At 62.6% G+C, this 22,174-nt stretch carries 21 protein-coding genes; 12 read left to right on the top strand and 9 right to left on the bottom strand.

Annotated elements, in window-relative coordinates:
- The first annotated feature begins 8 nt into the window (after window positions 1-8).
- Window positions 9-1,607, top strand: coding sequence for a murein biosynthesis integral membrane protein MurJ (gene murJ, locus ACFOJ9_RS36770; RefSeq protein ID WP_378986769.1), 1,599 nt, complete (start codon window positions 9-11; stop codon window positions 1,605-1,607).
- Here murJ and ACFOJ9_RS36765 read toward each other — a convergent pair.
- A complete protein-coding gene (locus ACFOJ9_RS36765) occupies window positions 1,582-1,986 on the bottom strand; it encodes a type II toxin-antitoxin system VapC family toxin (RefSeq protein WP_378986767.1) in 405 nt (134 codons plus the stop codon). The two genes, murJ and ACFOJ9_RS36765, sit on opposite strands and share 26 nt — an antisense overlap.
- The gene (locus ACFOJ9_RS36760; protein ID WP_378986765.1) at window positions 1,986-2,231 is read right to left on the bottom strand and encodes a type II toxin-antitoxin system VapB family antitoxin; all 246 of its coding nucleotides are present in this window, start codon (window positions 2,229-2,231) and stop codon (window positions 1,986-1,988) included. The genes ACFOJ9_RS36765 and ACFOJ9_RS36760 overlap by 1 nt, the downstream gene beginning before the upstream one ends.
- Window positions 2,232-2,419: 188 nt before the next feature.
- On the opposite strand from ACFOJ9_RS36760, the gene trpS reads away from it, so the two are divergent.
- From trpS to ACFOJ9_RS36745, 3 genes are all read left to right on the top strand, one after another.
- On the top strand, window positions 2,420-3,487 hold the full coding sequence (gene trpS, locus ACFOJ9_RS36755; RefSeq protein WP_378986763.1) for a tryptophan--tRNA ligase: 1,068 nt from the start codon (window positions 2,420-2,422) through the stop codon (window positions 3,485-3,487).
- Between the two features lie 107 nt (window positions 3,488-3,594).
- Entirely contained in the window at window positions 3,595-4,086 is a 492-nt protein-coding gene (locus tag ACFOJ9_RS36750) for a universal stress protein (protein ID WP_378986761.1), read from the top strand.
- Window positions 4,087-4,365: 279 nt separating this feature from the next.
- The gene (locus ACFOJ9_RS36745) at window positions 4,366-4,935 is read left to right on the top strand and encodes a NifU family protein (RefSeq protein WP_378986759.1); all 570 of its coding nucleotides are present in this window, start codon (window positions 4,366-4,368) and stop codon (window positions 4,933-4,935) included.
- A 174-nt stretch (window positions 4,936-5,109) separates the two neighbouring features.
- On the opposite strand, the gene ACFOJ9_RS36740 is transcribed toward ACFOJ9_RS36745, so the two are convergent.
- Complete coding sequence (locus tag ACFOJ9_RS36740; protein WP_378986757.1) at window positions 5,110-5,727, bottom strand: L,D-transpeptidase; 618 nt, start codon at window positions 5,725-5,727, stop codon at window positions 5,110-5,112.
- Between the two features lie 228 nt (window positions 5,728-5,955).
- On the opposite strand from ACFOJ9_RS36740, the gene cueR reads away from it, so the two are divergent.
- Together cueR and ACFOJ9_RS36730 are read left to right on the top strand one after the other, a co-directional pair.
- A complete protein-coding gene (gene cueR, locus ACFOJ9_RS36735; RefSeq protein ID WP_378986755.1) occupies window positions 5,956-6,378 on the top strand; it encodes a Cu(I)-responsive transcriptional regulator in 423 nt (140 codons plus the stop codon).
- A 1,538-nt stretch (window positions 6,379-7,916) separates the two neighbouring features.
- Window positions 7,917-8,387, top strand: a complete 471-nt coding sequence (locus tag ACFOJ9_RS36730) for a nucleoside deaminase (RefSeq protein WP_378986753.1) — start codon at window positions 7,917-7,919, stop codon at window positions 8,385-8,387.
- Between the two features lie 374 nt (window positions 8,388-8,761).
- Here ACFOJ9_RS36730 and rhuM read toward each other — a convergent pair whose 3' ends face one another.
- Window positions 8,762-9,754, bottom strand: coding sequence for a RhuM family protein (gene rhuM, locus ACFOJ9_RS36725; protein WP_378986751.1), 993 nt, complete (start codon window positions 9,752-9,754; stop codon window positions 8,762-8,764).
- Window positions 9,755-9,943: 189 nt separating this feature from the next.
- On the opposite strand from rhuM, the gene ACFOJ9_RS36720 reads away from it, so the two are divergent.
- Complete coding sequence (locus tag ACFOJ9_RS36720; protein ID WP_378988299.1) at window positions 9,944-10,444, top strand: MmcB family DNA repair protein; 501 nt, start codon at window positions 9,944-9,946, stop codon at window positions 10,442-10,444.
- Window positions 10,445-10,478: 34 nt separating this feature from the next.
- On the opposite strand, the gene nhaA is transcribed toward ACFOJ9_RS36720, so the two are convergent.
- From nhaA to ACFOJ9_RS36695, 5 genes are all read right to left on the bottom strand, one after another.
- A complete protein-coding gene (nhaA, locus tag ACFOJ9_RS36715; protein ID WP_378986749.1) occupies window positions 10,479-11,675 on the bottom strand; it encodes a Na+/H+ antiporter NhaA in 1,197 nt (398 codons plus the stop codon).
- A 61-nt stretch (window positions 11,676-11,736) separates the two neighbouring features.
- Entirely contained in the window at window positions 11,737-12,300 is a 564-nt protein-coding gene (locus ACFOJ9_RS36710) for an ActR/PrrA/RegA family redox response regulator transcription factor (RefSeq protein ID WP_183445738.1), read from the bottom strand.
- Between the two features lie 85 nt (window positions 12,301-12,385).
- Window positions 12,386-13,717, bottom strand: coding sequence for an ActS/PrrB/RegB family redox-sensitive histidine kinase (locus ACFOJ9_RS36705; protein WP_378986746.1), 1,332 nt, complete (start codon window positions 13,715-13,717; stop codon window positions 12,386-12,388).
- A 118-nt stretch (window positions 13,718-13,835) separates the two neighbouring features.
- Window positions 13,836-16,295: an ATP-dependent helicase HrpB gene (gene hrpB, locus ACFOJ9_RS36700; protein WP_378986744.1), complete on the bottom strand. Its 2,460-nt coding sequence runs from the start codon at window positions 16,293-16,295 to the stop codon at window positions 13,836-13,838.
- A 94-nt stretch (window positions 16,296-16,389) separates the two neighbouring features.
- Window positions 16,390-17,280 carry a DMT family transporter gene (locus ACFOJ9_RS36695; protein WP_378986742.1) on the bottom strand — a complete coding sequence of 297 codons (891 nt, stop codon included), beginning with the start codon at window positions 17,278-17,280 and terminating at the stop codon, window positions 16,390-16,392.
- Between the two features lie 28 nt (window positions 17,281-17,308).
- Between ACFOJ9_RS36695 and ACFOJ9_RS36690 the strand changes: the two genes are divergently transcribed.
- The 5 genes from ACFOJ9_RS36690 (at window position 17,309) to ACFOJ9_RS36670 (ending at window position 22,172) form a co-directional block, all read left to right on the top strand.
- The gene (locus ACFOJ9_RS36690; protein WP_378986740.1) at window positions 17,309-17,998 is read left to right on the top strand and encodes a PIG-L deacetylase family protein; all 690 of its coding nucleotides are present in this window, start codon (window positions 17,309-17,311) and stop codon (window positions 17,996-17,998) included.
- A 286-nt stretch (window positions 17,999-18,284) separates the two neighbouring features.
- Window positions 18,285-19,616: an ABC transporter substrate-binding protein gene (locus tag ACFOJ9_RS36685; protein WP_378986738.1), complete on the top strand. Its 1,332-nt coding sequence runs from the start codon at window positions 18,285-18,287 to the stop codon at window positions 19,614-19,616.
- Window positions 19,617-19,727: 111 nt separating this feature from the next.
- Window positions 19,728-20,675, top strand: a complete 948-nt coding sequence (locus ACFOJ9_RS36680; protein ID WP_032901495.1) for a carbohydrate ABC transporter permease — start codon at window positions 19,728-19,730, stop codon at window positions 20,673-20,675.
- Window positions 20,672-21,622 carry a carbohydrate ABC transporter permease gene (locus ACFOJ9_RS36675; RefSeq protein ID WP_378986735.1) on the top strand — a complete coding sequence of 317 codons (951 nt, stop codon included), beginning with the start codon at window positions 20,672-20,674 and terminating at the stop codon, window positions 21,620-21,622. The genes ACFOJ9_RS36680 and ACFOJ9_RS36675 overlap by 4 nt, the downstream gene beginning before the upstream one ends.
- A gap of 346 nt (window positions 21,623-21,968) precedes the next feature.
- On the top strand, window positions 21,969-22,172 hold the full coding sequence (locus tag ACFOJ9_RS36670; protein WP_378986734.1) for a hypothetical protein: 204 nt from the start codon (window positions 21,969-21,971) through the stop codon (window positions 22,170-22,172).
- Window positions 22,173-22,174: the final 2 nt, after the last annotated feature.

Here is a 22,174-nt window from a genome sequence, read left to right as displayed (position 1 = left end):
CCAAAAGCATGAGCCTCGTCAAGAAATTCGCAACGGTCGCTTCTGGCACGCTGATGAGCCGCGCGCTCGGCTTCGGCCGCGAGATGCTGATGGCAGCCGCACTCGGCACCGGACCGGTCGCCGACGCCTTCAACGCCGCCTTCCAGTTTCCCAACACCTTTCGCCGGCTGTTCGCCGAAGGCGCCTTCAACGCCGCCTTCGTGCCGCTGTTCGCCAAGGAGATCGAGACCCACGGCACCGACGGCGCCAAGCGCTTCTCCGAGGAAGTGTTCGGCGTGCTGTTCACGGCGCTGCTGGCGCTGACCATCGTCATGGAACTGTCGATGCCGCTGATCGTGCGCTATCTGGTGGCGCCGGGTTTTGCCAGCACGCCGGGGAAGTTCGACACCACGGTGACGCTGGCGACGATCATGTTCCCCTATTTGATCTGCATGTCGCTGGGCGCCATGATGGCGGGCATGCTGAATTCGCTGCGCCGCTATTTCGCCGCCGCGGTGGCTCCGGTGTTCCTCAACGTCATCCTGATCGGCGTGCTCGCCTATGCCTGGTACAAGGGCTCCGACGCACTCACGGTTGGCTACGGGCTGTCCTGGGGCGTGCTTGCCGCCGGACTGGTGCAGCTGGCGATCGTCTGGGTGGCGGTGCGCCATGCCGGCATCTCGATCGGTTTTCGCCGTCCGAAAATGACTCCCGCGGTCAAGCGGCTGTTGATCCTGGCGCTGCCGGCGGCAATCACAGGCGGCATCACCCAGATCAACCAGCTGATCGGCACGGCGATCGCCTCGGCGCAAAACAGCGCGGTGTCCTCGCTCGCCTATGCCGACCGCATCTACCAGCTGCCACTTGGCGTGGTCGGCGTGGCGGTCGCGATCGTGCTGTTGCCCGAACTGTCGCGGGCGCTGAAGTCGGGCAATCTGATCGAAGCGGCCAATCTGCAGAACCGCTCGGTCGAATTCACGCTGTTCCTGACGCTGCCGGCGGCGGCAGCGCTCTGGGTGATGTCGGAACCGATCGTGCGGCTGGTCTATGAACGCGGCGCGTTCGCCGCCAACGGCTCGACACCGACAGTGGCGGCGATCCTGGCGATCTTCGGTCTCGGCCTGCCGGCCTTTGTGCTGATCAAGGCATTCACCCCGGGCTATTTCGCCCGCGAGGACACACGCACGCCGATGATGTTTGCCGCCATCTCGGTGGCGGTAAACGTCACCACGGCACTGACGCTGTTTCCACGCATGGGCGCGCCCGGCATCGCGGTGGCCTCGGCCGTCGCCGGCTGGGTCAACGCGGTGATGCTGCTCGGCGTCTTGATCCGACGCGGCCATTGGGGCCGCGATGTACCGCTGATGAAACGCATTCCACGTCTGGTGCTGTCTGCCGTGGTGATGGGTGCGGCGCTCTATTTTGCCGAACACTGGTTCGCCATCAGGCTCGGACCCGGCTCGCCGCTGGTGGTCAAGGCGACAACGCTTCTGTCGCTGGTTGCCGGCGGAGCGCTGCTCTACTTCATCACCGCGTTCGCCACCGGCGGCGCCGACTTCGGCATGATCGGACGCAATGTTGGAAGGAAGGGATCGCCGCCGACTAGGGGACAGTCTCCAGATCCGTGAGGCGGAATTCGTCCGCAGTCGAAAGCATCGGAACGCCGTAGTAGCGCGCGCAAGCGTAGTGAAAACAGTCAGCCAAGTTCAGGCGGATAGCGTTGTTGCGAAATCGCGATGCGGCCTCAACGGACAGCGATGTTGCGTCAGAAGCTGGCGGAAGCTCCCGCAAGGCAATTGCCCGCTCTTCGAGAAAACGGCTGACTATCTTCAGGCTTACGTCGACCGGTATGGCCAGCTTTTCCGATCGTGAAAGCGCCATTGCAGCTTCCCAGACGGCGATCGTCGAGGTGAACGGAGCCGATGCTTCGATAATCGCTTGCGCACAGCGCTCAGCTTCGGCCTCTTGGCTCAGCATCGCAACGATAGCGGCTGCGTCGACAAACATCAGTCTTCGCCCGACAATTCGTCATAGATCGAGCGCGGCAGCGGATTGCGCGCCTGATCGCTAAGCTCAATTCCGAACTCGGCGCGGAGCCGTGCCGCTGTCTCCAGCGGCGTCTCGCGGTTGCGCCGGCGCTCGAGCGCCTCACGCATGGCGATCACAATCGCCTCGGTTATGCCGACGCCCTCGACCTTCGCGAAGGCGCGCGTCAAGCTGTCGGCCTCCTTGTTGTTGATGTTGATCGTCATCACAGCCCTGCCTATTGAAAATGTAGTAATAGTTATGTAGCGACCTACATGACTATGTCAACATGCTGGTAGCCTCCCTTGACGTTCCCAGGAGTCTCTTGATCCTCTCCACGCCTTCGTCCATAAGCCCGCCGTCGCAAGACTTTCGCCGCGCGCGAAACGGCCCTCCACAAGCCATGAGGACAATCATGACCGCCTTCAAGCCACTCGTCTTTTCCGGGGTCCAGCCGACCGGCAATCTGCATCTCGGCAACTATCTCGGCGCCATCAAGAAATTCGTCGCCCTGCAGGACACATCCGATTGCATCTATTGCGTCGTCGACCTGCATTCGCTGACAGCACAGCTCGTCTATGAAGATCTCGCCGACCAGACGCGGTCGATCACCGCGGCGTTCCTGGCCTCGGGCATCGACCCGAAGAAGCATATCGTCTTCAACCAGTCGCGGGTCATGCAGCATGCGGAGCTCGCCTGGATCTTCAATTGCGTGGCGCGCATCGGCTGGATGAACCGCATGACGCAGTTCAAGGACAAGGCCGGCAAGGACCGCGAGAACGCCTCGCTCGGCCTGCTAGCCTATCCCTCCCTGATGGCTGCCGACATCCTGCTCTATCGTGCCACCCATGTCCCGGTCGGCGAGGACCAGAAGCAGCATCTGGAGCTGACCCGCGACATTGCGCAGAAGTTCAACAACGACTTCTCCGACCGCATCGCCGCCCTTGGCGTCGGCGTCGAGATGCAGGTCGGCGAAGAGACCGTGAACGGCTATTTCCCGCTGACCGAACCGGTCATCGGCGGGCCGGCGGCGCGCATCATGTCGTTGCGCGACGGTTCCAAGAAGATGTCGAAGTCGGACCCGTCGGATCTGTCGCGCATCAACCTGACTGACGACGCCGATGCCATCTCGAAGAAGATCCGCAAGGCCAAGACCGACCCGGAAGCGCTGCCGAGCGAGCTGGACGGTCTGGCCAGCCGGCCCGAGGCGGAAAACCTGGTCGGCATCTATGCGGGTCTCGCCGAGATGTCGAAGGCGGACGTGCTGAAGGAATTCGCCGGCCAGCAGTTTTCCGTGTTCAAGCCGGCACTGGCCGACCTTGCCGTGGAAAAGCTGGCGCCGATCGCCAGCGAGATGCGCCGCATTTCCGATGACCGCGCCTATGTCGACGCGGTGCTCAAGGACGGTGGCGAGCGCGCCGGCGTGCTTGCCGAAGCGACGATGAAGACGGTGCGCGACATCATCGGGCTGCTGCAGGGCTGATCCAACGTCGGGTGCACTGCACCAACACTGCACAAGGCCGGCGGCTTGCCGCCGGTCCGCCGTGGTGGCAGATTGCGGCCGCAATGACACCGAGTAGATAGTTAGACATGGTCTCCAAACGCCTCAGCCGCGAAGCCGGCCATCGCCGCAAGTTCCTGGCGATCATCGACGACACGCCGGAGTGTGAGCGCGCCGTCGCCTACGCCTCGAAGCGGGCGCAGAGCACCAGCGGCACGCTGGTGCTGCTCTATGTCATCGAGCCGGACGATTTCCAGCACTGGCTGGGTGTCGAGAAGATCATGCGCGAGGAGGCGACCGCCACGGCGCGCGCAGCACTCGACAGCTATGCCAACAAGGTACGCCAGAAGCTTGGCATCGAGCCTGAAATGGTGGTGCGCGAAGGCAAGCCGACGGAAGAGATCCACAAATTGATCGAGGAAGACCAGGACATCGCCATCCTAGTGCTGGCCGCCGGTGCCGGCAAGGAAGGCCCGGGGCCGCTGGTCGGCGCCGTGGCCGGCAAGGGTGCCGCCTTCCCGATCCCGGTGACCGTTGTGCCGCAGAACCTGTCGGACGAGGAAATAGACAGCCTAGCCTGAGGTGTGATGATATTCAGGTGAGGCCGGCCTGCAAACGGCGGCTTCCTGCGCTTCCGGTGCTCACGTACGAAAAGGTACGCTCCGCTCCGGTTCTCGGAACCCACCGTTTTCGGCTCGGCCTGACCTAAATCTCAACACACATTGGAGCGCGTCCCAGGGCGCGCAAAAACATTCCGCCAGCCAGGCCTTCCGGCGATGCGTTTCGCTTGAATGTCCAGCCAATTGAGCCTATTTAGAATTATTCCAAACTAGCTGCCCGAAATGGGCACGGAGATGGCCATGTTCATCCAGACCGAATCGACGCCAAACCCGGCGACGCTGAAATTCCTGCCCGGCAAGGAAGTGCTTCTGGAAGGCACCGCCGATTTCCGCGATGCCGACAGCGCCGCAATTGCCTCGCCCCTGGCTGGCCGGCTGTTCGAGATCCCCGGCGTCACCGGTGTTTTCTTTGGCTATGACTTCATCACCGTGACCAAGGACGGGCCCGACTGGCAGCATTTGAAGCCGGCGATCCTCGGCGCCATCATGGAGCATTTCATGTCCGGCGCGCCTGTCATGGCCAAGGCCGGTCCAGCCGCCGAGACCAGCCAGACCGGCGAGTTCTACGACAAGGCCGACGAGGAGCTGGTCATCACCATCAAGGAACTGCTCGACACGCGAGTGCGCCCGGCGGTCGCCCAGGATGGCGGCGACATCACCTTCCGCGGTTTCGAGAACGGCACCGTGTTCCTGCACATGAAGGGCGCCTGCGCCGGCTGCCCGTCGTCGACGGCGACGCTGAAGCACGGCATCCAGAACCTTCTTCGCCACTTCGTGCCCGAAGTGCAGCAGGTCGAGCAGGTCTCCTGATCGTTCAGCTTGCCGGCTAACAAATCGATCCATCGAAAAAACAAAAAACCGGGCCGAATTGCCCGGTTTTCTGTTTGGGACGTCCGTTGTTGCCTAGACGGTCCGCGTACGAAAGGTGCCTCTACCTGACCACGATTTCTCCGAGAGCCGGTACCGGTTTCTCGGGATCATGGTCTAAAGAACGATGACCTTGGCGCCGACCGAGGCGCGGTCATAGAGGTCGATAATGTCCTGATTCATCAGGCGAATGCAGCCCGACGACATCGCCTTGCCGATCGAATTCCATTCCGGGCTGCCATGCAGGCGATAGCCCGAATCACCGCCCTTGTTGAACAGGTACATGGCGCGCGCACCGAGTGGGTTCTTCAGGCCCGGCTCCATGCCGCCGGCAAACTTGGCCAGTTCCGGCTGGCGCTGGATCATCTGCCTCGGCGGCGTCCAGGTCGGCCATTCGCGCTTCAGCGCGATATGGGCAGTGCCGCGCCACTCGAATCCCTCGCGGCCGACGCCGATGCCGTAGCGGATAGCCCGGCCGTCACCCTCGACGAAATAGAGGAACTTGTTCTGCGTATCGACGATGATGGTGCCCGGCTTTTCCGGGCTGTCATAATTCACTTCCTGCCGATGGTACTTCATCGGCACCTTCTCGATCGGGATGCGCGGCAGCTGGTAACCGGCGTCGGTGACCGCGCCATAATTGTTGGAGAACATCTGCGAGCCGATGGTGCTGCAACCGGCGATAGCAGTGGAAAGCGCCAGTGCGGCGACGATTGCAAACGACTTCATGCGCATCAGGTGATCCGGTGCCCCGCCCCAACTTCGGCGGCACGAGTCGGCCGCTTTCTCACAATCATTCATGCTGGCATTTGCTTTGCTTGCCAAGCGCGCGATGCCTATATGCCTGTGCTGACGTGCTGGTAAGTGTATCACTATGGCATTTCGGCAACAGCACCCACAGGATTGTGAAGCAAATTCAAGGGGCCATCCCCGCGGGCTCCTGGAAATCGAGGAGAATCGGTCATGAATGTCGGTGACGCCGCCCACCGCTCCGGCCTGCCGGCCAAGACTATCCGCTACTATGAGGAGATCGGCCTGATCGCCCCAGCGCGCGCCGCCAACGGCTACCGCGACTATTCAGGAGACGACATCCACCGGCTGGCCTTTCTGCGCCGCGCGCGCAATCTCGGCTTTTCCATCGACGATTGCCGTCAGCTGATGGCGCTCTACCAGGACCGCGGCCGCGCCAGCCACGACGTGCGCGAGATCGCCGCCGCCCATGTCACGGCGATCGAGGAGAAGGTGCGTGAGCTGCAGTCGATGCGCTCGACCCTGCAGAAACTGATCCATGCCTGCCACGGCGACGAAAGGCCGGACTGTCCGATCCTCGACGACATGGCAGGCGCTGCCATGTTCGCCGACACGACCGCTTCAGCGAGATCATAGCAAGACGCCGGTCGCGGACCGCAAGCCTGTCGAGACGGCGGAGCCGTCCGCAGCAGCTGATTTGTCAAAGGATGCAACGCCCCGACGGGGCGATCACAAGACCTCTGTCGAGGCCCGGGCCCTCGGTCAAGTCGGGCAGCTTGAAACACACACGACCGCCGTGACCGTCGTGAGCTTTTCGCGCTTTACCAACGCCGGTCGTTCATAAGTCTTCTTCATGAGATATCCCCTGATTGCCCAGCAGAATTGGTGCATTTGGGCGCGCGAATTGTCAAGCAAGCGCTAAAGCTAAAAAAGCCCGTCACCGCCAGCACGCAGTTCGACTGACACAATTTTCTTCGGCATCTAGGCGCGTCAATCCGCCGCTCTATGTCTTCCTGGTCTCAATGATCAACGATGGAGGTTGGCATGGATCGGCGATTGTTTCTGACTAGAATGCTTGGACTGGCAGGGGCTGCGACCGTGGTCGCTATTGCGCGTCCTGCCACCGCGTTGGCCGGCGTCCCGAATACTGGGCCCGGCATTCTCGATGAACTCGACAAGCCGTCGGACGATATCCTCGACCAGCATGGTCCCCAAGATGGCGTCGAGCCCGTGCATTGGTATCGCAGGAGACGCCGTCGCGGGTGGAGAAGGGTTTGCCGCCGCTATTGGCGCCATGGTTACTGGCGCCGCAGATGTTTCCGCAGATCTTTCTGGATCCGCTTCTGACGAGAGCCAGCAGAACGCGAAGGTTCCGGCATCCGCCGGGCCCTCGCTGTCGCTGCTGGCCAGACTTCCAACAGCGGCTAGACTTCCAACCAAGAGTGCCCGCCACCGTCGGGCAGCGGGCAGGTTCTGGAGTGCCAGGGGATCAACCCAGCATTGGGTCAACGAGCGAGCCAGGGGTTGGTTGCCCAGCCAACTGTGTACGGTTTGACCAACCCGCCAAGGTGCGTTGTCCGCCTGTCGCGAAGCGCCAGGTTTGGCGGGCGGCACCCTCAAATCGGCCGTGGATGGCAGACGCCACCTCGGCAATGTTGTTTCGCCGGCAGCCGCGTCGGCCCTTTTGGATGGGCGCTACCCGGCGGGCGGTTCGGCGAAACTTATATTTCGATTTACTAAAGTAACGGAACGTCCGATGGACATTTCCGGAACTGTCAGACCTTTGCGTTGGTGAAACCAGACTTTGGTCCTACTTCGCGTCCTGAATATAGATGGAAGGGAGCGGCCCGGTAGCCTTGCCTTTGGGTGGCTGCCGCCGGGCCTGACCGGAGCGGGGTGTAGTGGGGGAGCTCCGGCTGCTCCAAAATAGCATTTTTTGCTTATATTCGCTCTAGCTAATTTATGGTCACGCTATCCAAATCGACGTGGCTGCGAGGCGAATCCCGCCAACCGGATAATCGCCGGCAAGGCCGCCAGCAATTGGCTCGTGCCGTATATTGCCAAGCGCTGATATGAGCGTAGGGTCGGCGGCTCGAAATGCGATTTTGCGGATAAATGATGAATACTGCCGCTGGTCCCGATCACCCGGTGACCCCAATGGCCGGAGACACCGCATGACCCGCGACCAGATGCTCGCCCACCTTCGCGCCGCCGATGCGGTCGCTCGCGGGGCTGTTGTGCATGGCCATCATCCGTTCGGTGCGGTGCTGATCGGCCCCGACGACGCGATCCTCATGCGCCAAGCCAATATCGACACCGTGCATCACGCCGAAACCGAACTTGCGAGGCGCGCGGCGGCCGCCTATTCGCCGGAGTTTCTCTGGACCTGCACGCTGGTCTCAACCGGCGAGCCCTGCGCGATGTGCACCGGAACGCTCTACTGGGCGAATATCGGCCGGCTGGTCTACGGCTTCGAGGAGACCAAGCTTCTCGCGCTGACCGGCGACCATCCCGAAAACCCGACGATGAGCCTGCCTTCGCGCATTGTGCTCGGCTCCGGGCAGAAGAAGATCGAGGTTCACGGCCCCTTCCCCGAAATCGAGGCCGAGCTTCTCTCCGTGCACCGTGACTTCTGGCAGCGGTAGTGGTTCTTCGCGCCTGGGATGCAAAGCAGATCGATGAATGTAACGTCCGGACATTCCTCCATTACGTGCTTGAGTGAGTAGTTCGACAGGTAGACAATGGGCAGCGAGGCACAAATAAAAGTGGGCCACCGGCTCCGGCAATTTGCCTACCTCGATAGGGTCAATCCTACCGGCAAGAAGTTCATGTATTTGAGAAAATTCAAGCCCCATGAATAAAACGGAATCAGGGAAGCCCACAAAGAGTCAAGTAGACAAGTTCCTCGATCTGGCGCGCGAGATTGAAACCGTCGACTCCGAAGAGCCGTTGAATGCAGCGCTTAAGAAGATGGCGAAGGCACCACTACCGAAGGACGAGAAGCGGAAGAGCCAACCGACTAGCTGGCCTGCCTAAGTGCTGTTCTCTTCAGCTTGTACTTCTCAAACTGCTTTTCAGCATGGCCGTCCGCTTTTTCGCGCTTCACGCTGCCAAGATGGGTCAGTAGCGGGCGCCCATTGAATTTGATGAACTCGTTCATCTTTGTTTCGGCTTGGGCCATGGTGACGAGCTTGCCTATGTCTACTTGATCTTCGAAGAAATCGAGGAGCATGGTCGTAAGCCGGTTCTTTTCTCGTATCTCCGTTCCCGCCAGATAGTTGTTTGCGATGGTAACATCCTGCTTGCGAATGTTTTCGTTCGGCCAACTCGACAAGCCCATATCCTCGGCATTTGCGTCGGCTCTCTCAATGATGAGCTCTGGACCAGTTCGGCTGGTTACCGCCCAAAGAAGCTTGTTCTGCATCCCGGCATAGAAATTGCGCCAGACCTCCGATTGCGGATCATAATCCTGGCACATAGCGCAAATGCTGCGCACCTCGCGATACACGTTGGCCTCAGACGACCGTATATCCCGGATCGTCTCTTTCAGTTCCTTGAGATGGTCGCGCTCGCTGGGGTTCTTTAGGCGGTCAATGTCAATGGCAAAGCCCTTTACCAAAAACTCTTTCAGGCGCTCGTTCGCCCACATGCGAAACATCGTGGCTTCCTTGGAATTCACGCGATAGCCGATAGAGATCACGAAATCCAAGCTGTAGAGGGTGGAGGGTTTGGTTTTTGGGGAAACTTGCATTTTTTGCAAGTTTCCTTCTTCCGGCAATTCGCCAGTTTCGATGATGTTGGTAATGTGCCGAGACACGCCCGTCACATCGATACCGAACAACTCAGCAATTTGCGTCTGTGTCATCCATATGCTTTCACCCGAATAGCGGATGTCGATCCGGACTCCATCGGCTGTGCCGTAAATGAGCAACCTATCGTTCATAGAAGTCTCGCCGTCTTTAGTGAACTCTTCGAGCCTGCTGATTTCCGCTTCAACCGTCCGATTGGGCATATTTGCTTTCCGATGCTGAACCATGCCGCGCAGTCTACATCGATTCGGCCCGGCACAGATGCGCGCTAAGGGGTTGTTCCACCGAATCTTGTTCTACATATGTTCCGCCTCGGATGTGGGTTTGTCAAATGGACAATCGCCCACAATAAAAGGGTTCAAACCGTGAACAAAATCTGGCATGGTGCCGCCATGCCAATCATTTCGCCTATCTCGATCAACCCGCTCATCGACGGTCGCCAGTCCGAACGCGCCATGCTGGTGCGGCGTGGCGTGCAGCGACTGTTGATGGCGATGGGCGCCCACGTGCTGCCCGAACTGTCGCTGGCCACAGGCCGCCGGGCCGATCTGGTCGCGCTGACCCGGCAAGGCGACATCTGGATCGTCGAGATCAAATCCTCGATCGAGGACTTCAGGGTCGACCGCAAATGGCCCGACTACCGGCTACACTCCGACCGCTTCTTCTTCGCCACCCACCCTGGTGTGCCCTCGGAGATCTTCCCGGAAGAATGCGGCTTCATCCTCTCCGACGGCTACGGCGCCGAGATCCTGCGCGATGCGCCCGAACACCGCATGGCGGCGGCAACCCGCAAGGCGCTGATGCTGCGGATCGCGCGGGCCGGCGCTTCACGGCTGCTGGCGGCGGAACTTGCCGGCGTGTCGGTGCCGGCGCTCGAGGGCGAGAGCGAGTAGCCGCCTTCGCTGAACCAAGAGCCGCCGGGCAGCCCTATTCTTCGCTCTCGTCCACCGAACCAACCGCCGGCGCCATCAAAAGCACGGCGGCGCCGAGGATGGCGGCGATGAAGGAGCCGGCGAGGATGCCGACCTTGACCGCGTCCTGCAGCGCCACGTCGCTGGCGAAGGCGAGCAGGCCGATGAACAGGCTCATGGTGAAGCCGATGCCGCACAGCAGCGATATGCCGATCATGTGCGACCAGCCGGCATGAGCCGGCAGGTCGGCGAAGCCGAGCCGGATGGCAAGCGCTGAAGCGCCGAACACGCCGACCAGCTTGCCGATCACGAGGCCGGCGGCGACACCGAGCGTCAGCGGTTCGATCAGCGCACCAAGGCTCAGGCCGGCGAGCGAGACCCCGGCATTGGCAAAGCCAAAGATCGGGATGACGACAAAGGCCACCATCTTGTGCAGGCCGTGCTCGAGCCGATGCAGCGGCGAATGGTCGAGGTCGTGGCCGATCCCGGCGGAGCGTTCGAGCGGGATGGTCAGCGCCAGCGCCACGCCGGCAAGCGTCGCATGGACGCCCGATTTCAGCACCAGCACCCACAGGATGACGCCCAGCACGAGATAAGGCACCAGCGTCATCACCCGCATGCGGTTGAGCACGACAAGCGCGGCAATGACGGCGAAGGCAGCACCCAGATAGGCGAGCGAAAGGCCGCTGGTGTAGAAGATGGCGATGATGATGACGGCGCCAAGGTCATCGATGATGGCAAGCGCCGTGAGGAACACCTTCAGCGAAGCCGGCACCCGGCTGCCGAGCAGCGACAGCACGCCCAGCGCGAAAGCGATGTCGGTGGCGGTCGGGATCGCCCAGCCGGAGAGTGCCGCCGCGTTGTTGCTGTTGATGGCGACATAGACGAGTGCCGGAATCAGCATGCCGCCGGCGGCGGCGATGCCGGGCAGGACCCTGCGTGGCCAGGTGGAAAGCTGGCCGTCCAGCATCTCGCGCTTGATCTCCAGCCCGACGAGCAGGAAGAACACCGCCATCAGACCGTCATTGACCCAATGCGACACGCTGAGCGGGCCGAGATAGGCGTGGAGCGCGGAGAAATAGGTTTCGGCCAGTGGCGAATTGGCGACGATCAGCGCCAGTGCCGCCGCCGCCATCAGGATGATGCCGCCGGCCGCTTCACTCTCGAGAAATTCGCGGAAGACGGAAACCGGCCGCTGCTTCAAATCCTGCATGTCGCCTCCGTCATGCCGCCTGCCGGCCGGCGTCATTCCGCAAAGATGCGCAAACCGCGCCTTAGCGCGGCGCGCGCTTGGCTAGTATCCGCTGCAAGGTGCGGCGATGCATGTTGAGCCGGCGCGCGGTCTCGGAGACATTGCGCTCGCACATTTCATAGACGCGCTGGATATGCTCCCAGCGGACGCGGTCGGCCGACATCGGATTTTCCGGAGGTGCCGCGCGTTCGCCGGCGGTGCGGGTGAGCGCGGCGAAGATGTCGTCGGCATCGGCGGGCTTGGACAGGTAGTCGACGGCGCCGAGCTTCACCGCGGTCACCGCGGTGGCGATGTTGCCGTAGCCGGTCAGGATGATGGTGCGGGAATCCTGCCGCTTTTCGCGGATGGCCGCGACCACGTCGAGACCGTTGCCGTCGCCGAGCCGCATGTCCACCACGGCATAGGCGGGCGGATTGGCGCGCGCCTTGGCAACCGCCTCCTCGACGCTTTCGGCCGTCTCGACCACGAAGCCCCTGGTTTCCATGGCGCGGGCCAGACGTGTGAGGAACGGCTTGTCGTCATCGACGATGAGCAGCGAGGTGTCCTCGCCTTCAACCATTGCGCCAATATTTTCGTCGCCTGTCATAGTCTCAAAATTCCTGCTGCCTTAATTTTACGCAGATATAGTTCCTGAGCCTCATTGTCCAATTTTTAGAGCTGCTTCAAGGCTCTCAGGCGGTATCGAACATGCTGGCCGAAGTGATTTCCGGATTGAGGAACACAGCACGCGGCCACGATATCTGTACCACGGCGCCCTCGCCCAGGCCGCTCGAATTGCGGAAATCGAGTGTCGCGCCTGAGCGTTCGAGCAGCGTCTTGGCAATGAACAGGCCGAGCCCCAGGCCGCCGCCGGCTTCATTGCCCTGGCGCGTCGACATATAGGGCTCGCCGATGCGGTCGATGATCTCGGCCGGAAAGCCGGGTCCGTCATCGATGATCGCGAAGGTCACAGCAGCGTCGTCCCAGCTCCAGCGCACGGTGACGCTCTTGCGGGCAAAATCGACGGCATTCTCGACCAGATTGCCGAGGCCGTAGATGACGCCCGGATTGCGGCGCCCGACCGGCTCGGGTCCGATGCGTTCGCCGGGCCGAAGCTTGATCGAGATGCCGAAGTCGCGATGCGGGGCGGTGACCTCCTCGACCAGCGAGGTCAATGGCAGCCGCGAAAGATGCGCCTCGCCCTCGGAGGACAGGCTGGTCAGCCGCTTCAGGATCTCGCGACAGCGTTCGCTCTGCGAGCGCAACAGCGTCACGTCTTCCCCGTATTTCGGATCCTTGCCGAGCGCCTTTTCCATCTCCTTGGCGACAAGCGCGATGGTGGCAAGCGGCGTGCCAAGCTCGTGCGCGGCCGCGGCGGCCAGCCCGTCGAGGGCCGAAAGGTGCTGCTCGCGCTGCAGCACCAGTTCGGTGGCGGCAAGCGCATTGGCCAGAAGCCGGGCCTCGGCGGCCACCCGGAAGGCGTATATGGCGGTGAAGGCGATCGAGGACAGCACCGCCATCCATATGCCCGCGACATAGATGAAGGGCATCGCCAGCGGCGCGCCCTCATACCAGGGCAGCGGCAGATGGACAAAGACCAGCAAGGTCGCCGCCGACATTACCAGCCCACCGAGGATGGCGGTCAGGCGCAGGGGCAGCGATGTCGCCGAAATGACGACAGGCACGGTCATCAGCAGCGAGAACGGGTTGGTCAGGCCGCCGGTCATGTAGAGCAGGCCGGCAAGCTGCAGGCTGTCGAAGATGAGGATGCCGAAGGCCGCAAGCGGAGTGAGCCGGTGCGCCGCCGGAAACCGGAAGGCAAGGAACAGGTTCATCCAGGCCGAACAGGCGATCAGGGCGAAGCACAGGCTGACCGGCAGCGGAAACTTCAGGCCATAGGCGACGACGAGCACCGCCAGGCTCTGACCGACAATGGCAAGCCAGCGCAACCGGATCAGCGTGTTGAGGCGCAGTCTCTGGCTCTGCTGGAAATCGGGCGAACGCAAAACGTTGATCATGGCCATGGATTACAGCCGCGGGACCAGGAACGCTAGGTCCCGCTCCAATCCGAGGATTCGGATTGGAGCTCTACTTCTTGTTTGAGCATGATCTTTTCCAAAAACCGGTTTCCACTTTTTGGGATCATGCTCTGGGTTTGGCGCGGGCGGTGGCGGCGGCGAGCAGCGGATTTTCCGGCCAGACATGCTTGGGATAGCGGCCGCGCATGTCGGCGCGCACGTCGGCCCAGGAGCCGCGCCAGAAGCCGGGCAGGTCACGCGTCGTCTGGATCGGCCGGTGCGCCGGCGACAGGAGTTCGAGCGTCAGCGGCACAGTGCCATTGGCGATCGAAGGATGGCGGTCGAGGCCGAACAGCTCCTGCACGCGAACCGCCAGCACCGGCCATTCGCTGTCATAGCGGATCGGCACATGGCTACCCGACGGGGCGTCGAAATGGGTCGGCGCCAGCGTGTCGATCCTGCGCTGAAGGTCATGCGGCACAAGTGTGGCCAGTCCGGCCGAGACAACGCCCGTATCGATGGCGGCAAACGATGCCGCGCCGGCGAGGTAAGGCAGCAGCCAGTCGTCGAGGCGATCGAGAAGTGCTGCATCCGCCATATCGGGCCAGGGCGCGCCAAGGCCGCGATGCAGCCAGCCAAGCCGCTGGCGCAGCGTTTGCGCCTCCTTGCTCCAGCTCAGCAGCGACAGCCCATGCTCGCGCACCGCATCTGTTATGGCGCGGTCGGCATCGGTGCCGGTTGGCGGCGGCAGCATGCGCTCGGCAAGCGTGATGGCGCCAATACGCACGGTTTCGCGCACGCGCACGGCGCGCTTGTCGCGATCAAAACTCGTTTCACGGCGCGTCTCGATCCTGTCCGCCAGTGCGTCGCGGACATTGTCCTCGCTGATGGCCGCCGCCGCTGTGATGCGCGCATTCTGCGCCTTGCCCTGGAGGTCGGCGACGACCAGAAATGGCTCGCCCGCCAACGGGTCGGCGGCATCGAGCATGGCGCCAGAGCCATTGGCCAGCACGAAACGGCCGCGCTCGCCGCGCGCTTTGGCGACGCGATCGGGCCAGGCGTGGACGAGAAGCGCGCCGGCGGAGGCAGCTTCGCTGCCCTTCGCCCCGCCAGCCTGCCTCGCCAGCCGTTCGGCGAGCTGCTTCGCAGCGGTGGCGCGCGGCGATCGTTCGGATCGAAAGCGCATCAGCCGTCGCTCCAGATCGGCGCCGTCGCCACCAAGGCCGCGCTCGGTGAGCAGCACGGCAAGCATCGCTGCCTCGAAGGCATGGCCGCTCTTGGCTGCCTCGGCGACCATATGCGCCAACCGCACCGGCAGAGCGAGCTTGCGCATCGCAGCACCCGCCTCCGTGAGGCGCCCCACCTCGTCGATGGCATCCAGCGCGCTCAGCAGCGCCCTTGCCTCGTTGAGCGCCGGAGCGGGCGGCGGATCGAGAAAGGCGAGCCCTGCTGGATCGGCAACGCCGAAGGCCGCGCAATCGAGCAACAGGCCGGACAGGTCGGCCTCCAAGATTTCCGGCGGCGTGAAGGCTGGGAGTGCGGCCGTCTGCTCGGCCCGCCACAACCGGATAGCGATGCCAGCTTGCGTGCGCCCGGCACGGCCGGCGCGCTGGTCGGCGGAGGCCTTGCTGACGCGCACGGTTTCCAGTCGGGTCAAGCCACTGGCCGGCTCGTAGCGTGGCAGCCGCGACAGGCCGGAATCGATGACGACGCGCACGCCGTCTATGGTGATGGAAGTTTCGGCGATCGAGGTGGCCAGCACCACCTTGCGGCGGCCTGCCGGCGCCGGCTTGATCGCGGCATCCTGTGCCTTGCCGTCGAGCATACCGTAAAGTGGCACGATGTCGGTATCGGCACTGATCCTGCCGGCCAGCCGCTCGGCGGTGCGCTCGATCTCGCGCTGGCCAGGCAGGAAGGCAAGCACGCTGCCGCTCTCGTCGGCAAGGACGGCGCGGATCGCCTTGGCCATCGCGTCCTCGATGGCGATGCCGGCGGGGCGCTCGTCGTAGCGGACTTCGACGGGAAAGGCGCGGCCCTCGCTCTCGATCACCGGCGCGCCCGACAGCAGTTTGGCGACACGCGCACCGTCGAGCGTCGCAGACATCACCAGCACGCGCAGGTCCGGCCGCAGCGCGCCCTGCACGTCGAGCGCCAGAGCGAGACCGAAATCGCCGTCGAGCGAACGCTCGTGGAATTCGTCGAAAATGACAGCCGAGACGCCAGGCAGTTCGGGGTCGTCGAGGATCATCCGCGCCAGCACGCCTTCGGTGACGACCAATATCCTGGTCGTTGCCGAGGCGCGGTTTTCCATGCGCATGGCATAGCCGACAGTGGCGCCGGGCTCCTCATCAAGCAATTGCGCCATACGGCGCGCAGCAGCACGCGCGGCGAGCCGGCGCGGTTCGAGCAGCACGATCTTGCTGGCCCCCAGCCAGGACGCATCGAGCAGCGCCAGAGGCACCAGCGTCGTCTTGCCGGCGCCGGGCGGCGCCACCAGCACGGCGCTGTTGCCATGGCCTAGCGCTTCGCGCAGCGCCGGCAGCACGGCGGATACTGGAAGCTCCGGCAGGGGTTTTGTGGTCATCGGTCCAGGAATGCGCTCGTCCAACCGCGGCAGGTCCGCTCCGTCCGCATATCAGCGGTCGCGGCCGTGGTGCAACTGATGGAACGGGGCACGTTCAAAGCCGGGTGCGCGAAAACGGGTTCCAGCGCACCGTGCCCAACCGCACTTCCTCGCGCACCATGGTCAGCAGGCCGGCTCCACCAACGACTGCAAGGCCGACCAGCGACAGCCCGTCCGGATATTCCTGGAAGAACAGCGCGCCGAGGATCACCGCCCAGACGATCTGCGAATAATGCGTCGGCGCGACCCGGTTGGCGGGTGCGTATTTCATTGCCAGCAGCTGCAGGAATTGTCCGCCTGCGGTGAAGGCACCGGCCATCATCAGCCACAGCAACTGCTTTCCGCTGGGAGCGGTGAATGCGGTGGCGGCGGCGCCGATGCCGTTAAACAACAGGCCGTAGCCGACCAGCACGCCCAGCATGGTCGTGCGCTTTTCCTGCTGCGCCAGCGAGCGCATCAGGATGACGCTGGTAGCCGCGAGGAAGGCAACGCCGAACGCGGCAAGGTGACCGAGATTGAGTTCGCGAAAGCCCGGCCGCACCACCAACATGACGCCGGCAAAACCGGCAACCACCGCCAGCCAGCGCCAGGGGCCGACCTTCTCCTTGAGGATCACTGTGGAGAGTATCGTGACGCAGAGCGGCGCCAGGAAGATCAGCGCATAGGACTCGGCCAGCGGAATGGTGGTGAAGGCGTAGACGCTGAGCACGCCGGAAGCGATACCCGCCCAGGCGCGCGCCTGCACCGCCCACGGCCGCCTGGTGCGCCAGAAATCACGCCAGCGCTCATCCGCTGGGCGAGTGAAGAAGAGAAAACAGCCGGCAAACAAGGTCGTGAAGAAGCCGATCTCGAAGACCGTGAATTGTCCGCCTAGACTTTTGACAACGGCATCGCTGCCCGAATAGCTTGCGTAGGCGATCAGGGCGAGCAGGATTCCGTTCGTCACGTTGTTCCATTTCCGGGGAGAGAGTGGTTTGAAAATCCTGGCGCTCGGTGCGCATCCGGACGACATCGAGATCTTCATGTTCGGTACGATGGCCGCCTATGCCGCGCAAGGCGCAGAACTCACTTTTGCCATAGCCACGGATGGTGCCAAGGGCGGCAAGAGTGATCCCGTTGTTCTCGCCCGTGTCCGTCGCGAGGAAGCAACGGCCGCGGCCGCGCTGCTCGGGGCGGCGCCGCGCTTCCTCGACTTTCCCGACGGCGAGCTGGTGGCCGATGCCGCGCTGATCGGAGCGCTGAAAGCACTGATTCGCGAAACCGGACCAGATCTGGCGATCACGCATGCGCCCAACGACTATCACGCCGACCATCGCGCGCTGTCGGACGGCGTGCGCATCGCGGCCTCGTTCGGGGTTCCGGTGCTGCATGCCGACACGATGGGCGGCACAGGTTTTTCGCCGACGCATTATGTCGACATTTCCGCCCATGCCGACATCAAGGCGAAAGCGATCCGCATGCATCAGTCGCAGGATCCCGACCGCTTCGTCGACGGCGCGAGAACGCAAAACCTTTTTCGCGCCGGCCAGTGCAACGGCGCGAAAGGGTCATTGGCCGAAGCCTTCCGCTTCGAACCGACATTCCCCTTCGCCGACATCCGCGCGCTGCTGCCGCCGGCGCCGCCGATCCGGAAGGTGATGGTGAGCACCAAACGGGTCGACTGAGAGCCGCTACGGTCTCAAAGCCAGGTCGCAACGAGCCCACCCGGCTTCGATAGTCCGCGCGGATCGGACCAGCGATCCGCACTTTTCCCAACGTTTTCAGAGACCGGCGCAACCATGCTGCGACGCAGCAACGAATTCGCTTGCCTTGTTTAGTAAAAATTGCATCACTAAACAAATTACTAAACATCTGCGGCGCTGCTGCGCCGCCATGTTTGGGCCCCTGAGGAGAGGGGTTGAGGGCTCTTGAAACCGTCATCCGGGCGCGTTTCGCAAATGGGAGGAAGGCATGAAATCGAGCTTGAAACTGGCGTTGGGACTGACCTCGGCGATTACAGCGTCGACAGCCGTCTCGAACGTCGCGCACGCTGAAGACCTGACGCTGTGCTGGGCCGCCTGGGACCCGGCAAACGCGCTTGTCGAACTGTCCAAGGATTTTACCAAGGAAACCGGCATCGGCATGAAATTCGAGTTCGTGCCGTGGACCAACTATGCCGACCGTTTCCTCAACGAGCTCAACTCGCACGGCAAGCTGTGCGACCTGATCATCGGCGACAGCCAGTGGATCGGCGGCGCCGCCGAGAACGGCCATTACGTCAAGCTGAACGACTTCTTCGACAAGGAGAAGATCAGCATGGACGATTTCGTGCCGGCAACCGTCGTCGGCTATTCGGAATGGCCGAAGAACACGCCGAACTACTGGGCGCTGCCGGCCATGGGCGACGTCGTCGGCTGGACCTATCGCAAGGACTGGTTCTCCAAGCCGGAGCTGCAGAAGGAATTCAAGGAGAAGTACGGCTGGGACCTCGGCCCGCCGACCACCTTCGACCAGCTGAAGCAGGTCGCCGAATTCTTCCAGAAGCGTGAGATCGACGGCAAGACCGTCTACGGCGCCTCGATCTACACCGAGCGCGGCTCCGAAGGCATCACCATGGGCGCCATGGACGTGCTCTACAGCTACGGCTTCCAGTACGAGAACCCCAAGAAGCCCTATGAAATGGAAGGCTTCGTCAACTCCGACAAGTCGGTGAAGGGGCTGGAATTCTACAAGGCGCTCTATGATTGCTGTACGCCTCCGGGCGCCTCGAACAGCTACATGGGCGAAGGCGTCGATGCCTTCAAATCCGGCCAGGTGGCGATGCACATGAACTTCGCCTTCACATGGCCGGGCCTGCAGAAGGACGAGAATGTCGGCGGCGACAAGATCGGCTACTTCGTCAATCCGAAGGGTCCCGACGGCGAGCAGTTCGCCCAGCTCGGCGGCCAGGGTATCTCGGTTGTGTCCTATTCCGACAAGCAGGAATCGGCGCTGAAATACATCAAATGGTTCGCCAACAAGGACGTGCAGGCCAAATGGTGGTCGCTCGGCGGTTATTCCTGCCTCAACGCCGTGGTCAAGGATCCGGCCTTCCCGGCCAGCCAGCCCTACGCGCAGACCTTCCTCGACTCGATGGCCATCGTGAAGGACTTCTGGGCTGAGCCGAGCTATGCGCCGCTGCTGCAGGCGTCGCAGAAGCGCTTCCACGACTATGTCGTTGCCGGCCAGGGTTCGGCCAAGGACGCGCTCGACGGCCTGGTCAAGGACTGGACGCAGGTCTTCCAGGATGACGGCAAGATGTAACCGGCTCCTCCCGAGCTAGGCCCAAGCGTCCCGTGCCGCCCTTGGCACGGGACGCGGTTCAGATAAATTCCATGACAGAGACGGCTTAAAGTGACCGAAGCAGGACTCACCATGCTCAATCGGACCGCGGAGAACGTTGCCCGGGCGACCCCGGAACCGTTGGCCCGCAAAGTCCGGGGCATCAGCGACAAGGGCCTCGCCTGGCTGTTCATCTCGCCGACGATCCTGTTGCTGCTCGCCATCAACATCTTCCCGCTGTTCTGGGCGATCTATCTGTCGTTCACCAACTACCGCGCCAACCGGCCGAACGAGGTGGTGAAGAATCTCGGCTTTGCCAACTACCAGCGCATCCTCGGCGACAAGGATATCTGGATCGCCATGCAGACGACGGCGCATTTCGTGTTCTGGACCATCCTGTTGCAGACGCTGATCGGCTTCACGCTGGCCTGGCTGATCGACCGGAAGTTCCGCGGCCACGCCTTCTGGACGACGCTCATCCTGGTGCCGATGATGCTGTCGCCGGCAGTGGTCGGCAATTTCTGGCGCTTCCTCTATGAGCCGCAGATCGGCCTGTTCGCCTATGCCATCTCCTTCGTCACGAGGATCCCGCCGACCGATATCCAGATGCTCTCCAACGTCTCGCTGGCGCCGTGGTCGATCATCATCGTCGATACCTGGATGTGGACGCCCTACGTGATGCTGATCTGCCTCGCTGGCTTACGCTCGATCCCCGAATACATCTATGAGGCGGCCGAGGTCGACCGCGCCTCCAACTGGCGGCAGTTCTGGTCGATCACGCTGCCGATGGCGCTTCCCTTCATCATGCTGGCTGTGCTGTTTCGCGGCATCGAGAACTTCAAGATGTTCGACATGGTCAATCTGTTGACCGGCGGCGGGCCGGGCTCGACCACCGAGGTCGCCTCGATCACACTGAAGCGGCAAGCCTTCGAAAGCTGGCGCACAGGCTACTCCTCGGCCTTCGCCATCATCCTGTTCGTTGCGGTGTTCGGCCTCGCCAACATCTACGTCAAGGCGCTCAACAAGGTGAAGCAGAGATGAGCCTGACCACAGCCCATTCGGTAGTCGCACCCTCGGCCAATTCGAAGCGTATCGCCGGCACGATCATCGTGCTTTACGCGCTGATCTCGATCGTGCCGCTGCTGTGGATCTTCGCCACCAGCTTCAAGACGCCGCCGGACTCGATCGCCTATCCGCCCAAGATCCTGTTCCAGCCTAGTCTGGAAGGCTATTGCAACCTGTTCACGACGCGGACACGGCAGACGCCGGAATACATCAACTCGCTGGGCCCGGCGACGGGCTTCTGCGACGAGACCGCGCGCAAGCGCAACATGGTGATCGCCGGCCCGTCCAACTTCCTGCCGCGCTTCGTCAATTCGCTGATCATCGCCTTCGGCTCGACCTTCTGCGCGGTGTTCCTCGGCACGCTGTCGGCCTACGGCTTCTCGCGCTTCAAGGTGCCGCTCGCCGACGACCTTCTGTTCTTCATCCTGTCGACGCGCTTCATGCCGCCGATCGCCGTCGCCATTCCGATCTACCTGATGTACCGCGAGCTTGGCCTGTCGGACACGGCACTCGGCATGATCCTGCTCTACACGGCGGTCAACGTGTCGCTGGCGGTGTGGCTGCTGAAAGGCTTCATCGACGAGATCCCGCGCGAATATGAGGAAGCGGCGATGATCGACGGCTATACGCGGCTGCAGGCCTTCTGGCGCACCGTGTTGCCGCAAGCCACCACCGGCATTGCCGCGACCGCCATCTTCTGCCTGATCTTCGCCTGGAACGAATATGCGTTCGCGGCACTCCTGACCTCCGGCACGGCGCAGACCGCGCCGCCCTTCATCCCGACCATCATCGGCGAAGGCGGCCAGGACTGGCCCGCGGTGGCGGCCGGCACGACGATCTTCCTGGTGCCGATCCTGGTCTTCACCATCCTGCTTCGCAAGCAATTGCTGCGCGGCATCACCTTCGGCGCGGTGCGCAAATGATTGATGTGGGAATAAGAAACCGACGGTGCCACCGTTTCCCTTCTCCTCGTTCACGGCTACGGGATCGACACATTTGCGAACGCTTAGCGTTTAGCGATAGCGTGCATGGCAAGCAGGCGCATGCATCGTCTCGCGCCGCGCCAGGTCGACCCCCACTCCGTCGAGCTTCGCTCGACACCTCTCCCCCGATCGACGGGGGAGAGGAAGGGCGCGAACTTATTTCAGCCAGACTCCCTTCCTCTCCCTCCGGAGGGGGGAGAGGTGGCGCTGCGAAGCAGCGGCGGAGTGGGGGAACCACCTGGCAACCGTCTCGCCCCGTGAACGGGGAGAAGGAAGGGAGTGGAGCATGACGCGTCCTGTTGCTCCCATAAAACCATCATGGCCTCGCTGGGCAAGGCGCGGCCTGATGGAAACCATCGCGACGGCACTGATCGCGATCGGCTTCCTGATGCTGTTCCAGCCCTTCGCGCTGTCGTTCTACACCTATTCCTTCATCACCATGCTCGCCGGCACCGTGATGTTCATCATCGTCTCCAAGTTCCCGGAATAATC

It is taken from the genome of Mesorhizobium cantuariense, from assembly GCF_042647205.1.
Taxonomy (GTDB): Bacteria; Pseudomonadota; Alphaproteobacteria; order Rhizobiales; family Rhizobiaceae; genus Mesorhizobium; species Mesorhizobium cantuariense.
This window is presented reverse-complemented; position numbering and strand designations above follow the sequence as displayed.

Excerpts from the sequence above, each read along its gene's own strand:
- murJ (WP_378986769.1), top strand. The coding sequence starts at position 9 with ATGAGCCTCGTCAAGAAATTCGCAACGGTCGCTTCTGGCACGCTGATG.
- ACFOJ9_RS36765 (WP_378986767.1), bottom strand. The coding sequence starts at position 1,986 with ATGTTTGTCGACGCAGCCGCTATCGTTGCGATGCTGAGCCAAGAGGCC.
- ACFOJ9_RS36760 (WP_378986765.1), bottom strand. The coding sequence starts at position 2,231 with ATGACGATCAACATCAACAACAAGGAGGCCGACAGCTTGACGCGCGCC.
- trpS (WP_378986763.1), top strand. The coding sequence starts at position 2,420 with ATGACCGCCTTCAAGCCACTCGTCTTTTCCGGGGTCCAGCCGACCGGC.
- ACFOJ9_RS36750 (WP_378986761.1), top strand. The coding sequence starts at position 3,595 with ATGGTCTCCAAACGCCTCAGCCGCGAAGCCGGCCATCGCCGCAAGTTC.
- ACFOJ9_RS36745 (WP_378986759.1), top strand. The coding sequence starts at position 4,366 with ATGTTCATCCAGACCGAATCGACGCCAAACCCGGCGACGCTGAAATTC.
- ACFOJ9_RS36740 (WP_378986757.1), bottom strand. The coding sequence starts at position 5,727 with ATGCGCATGAAGTCGTTTGCAATCGTCGCCGCACTGGCGCTTTCCACT.
- cueR (WP_378986755.1), top strand. The coding sequence starts at position 5,956 with ATGAATGTCGGTGACGCCGCCCACCGCTCCGGCCTGCCGGCCAAGACT.
- ACFOJ9_RS36730 (WP_378986753.1), top strand. The coding sequence starts at position 7,917 with ATGACCCGCGACCAGATGCTCGCCCACCTTCGCGCCGCCGATGCGGTC.
- rhuM (WP_378986751.1), bottom strand. The coding sequence starts at position 9,754 with ATGCCCAATCGGACGGTTGAAGCGGAAATCAGCAGGCTCGAAGAGTTC.
- ACFOJ9_RS36720 (WP_378988299.1), top strand. The coding sequence starts at position 9,944 with ATGCCAATCATTTCGCCTATCTCGATCAACCCGCTCATCGACGGTCGC.
- nhaA (WP_378986749.1), bottom strand. The coding sequence starts at position 11,675 with ATGCAGGATTTGAAGCAGCGGCCGGTTTCCGTCTTCCGCGAATTTCTC.
- ACFOJ9_RS36710 (WP_183445738.1), bottom strand. The coding sequence starts at position 12,300 with ATGACAGGCGACGAAAATATTGGCGCAATGGTTGAAGGCGAGGACACC.
- ACFOJ9_RS36705 (WP_378986746.1), bottom strand. The coding sequence starts at position 13,717 with ATGGCCATGATCAACGTTTTGCGTTCGCCCGATTTCCAGCAGAGCCAG.
- hrpB (WP_378986744.1), bottom strand. The coding sequence starts at position 16,295 with ATGACCACAAAACCCCTGCCGGAGCTTCCAGTATCCGCCGTGCTGCCG.
- ACFOJ9_RS36685 (WP_378986738.1), top strand. The coding sequence starts at position 18,285 with ATGAAATCGAGCTTGAAACTGGCGTTGGGACTGACCTCGGCGATTACA.
- ACFOJ9_RS36680 (WP_032901495.1), top strand. The coding sequence starts at position 19,728 with ATGCTCAATCGGACCGCGGAGAACGTTGCCCGGGCGACCCCGGAACCG.
- ACFOJ9_RS36675 (WP_378986735.1), top strand. The coding sequence starts at position 20,672 with ATGAGCCTGACCACAGCCCATTCGGTAGTCGCACCCTCGGCCAATTCG.
- ACFOJ9_RS36670 (WP_378986734.1), top strand. The coding sequence starts at position 21,969 with ATGACGCGTCCTGTTGCTCCCATAAAACCATCATGGCCTCGCTGGGCA.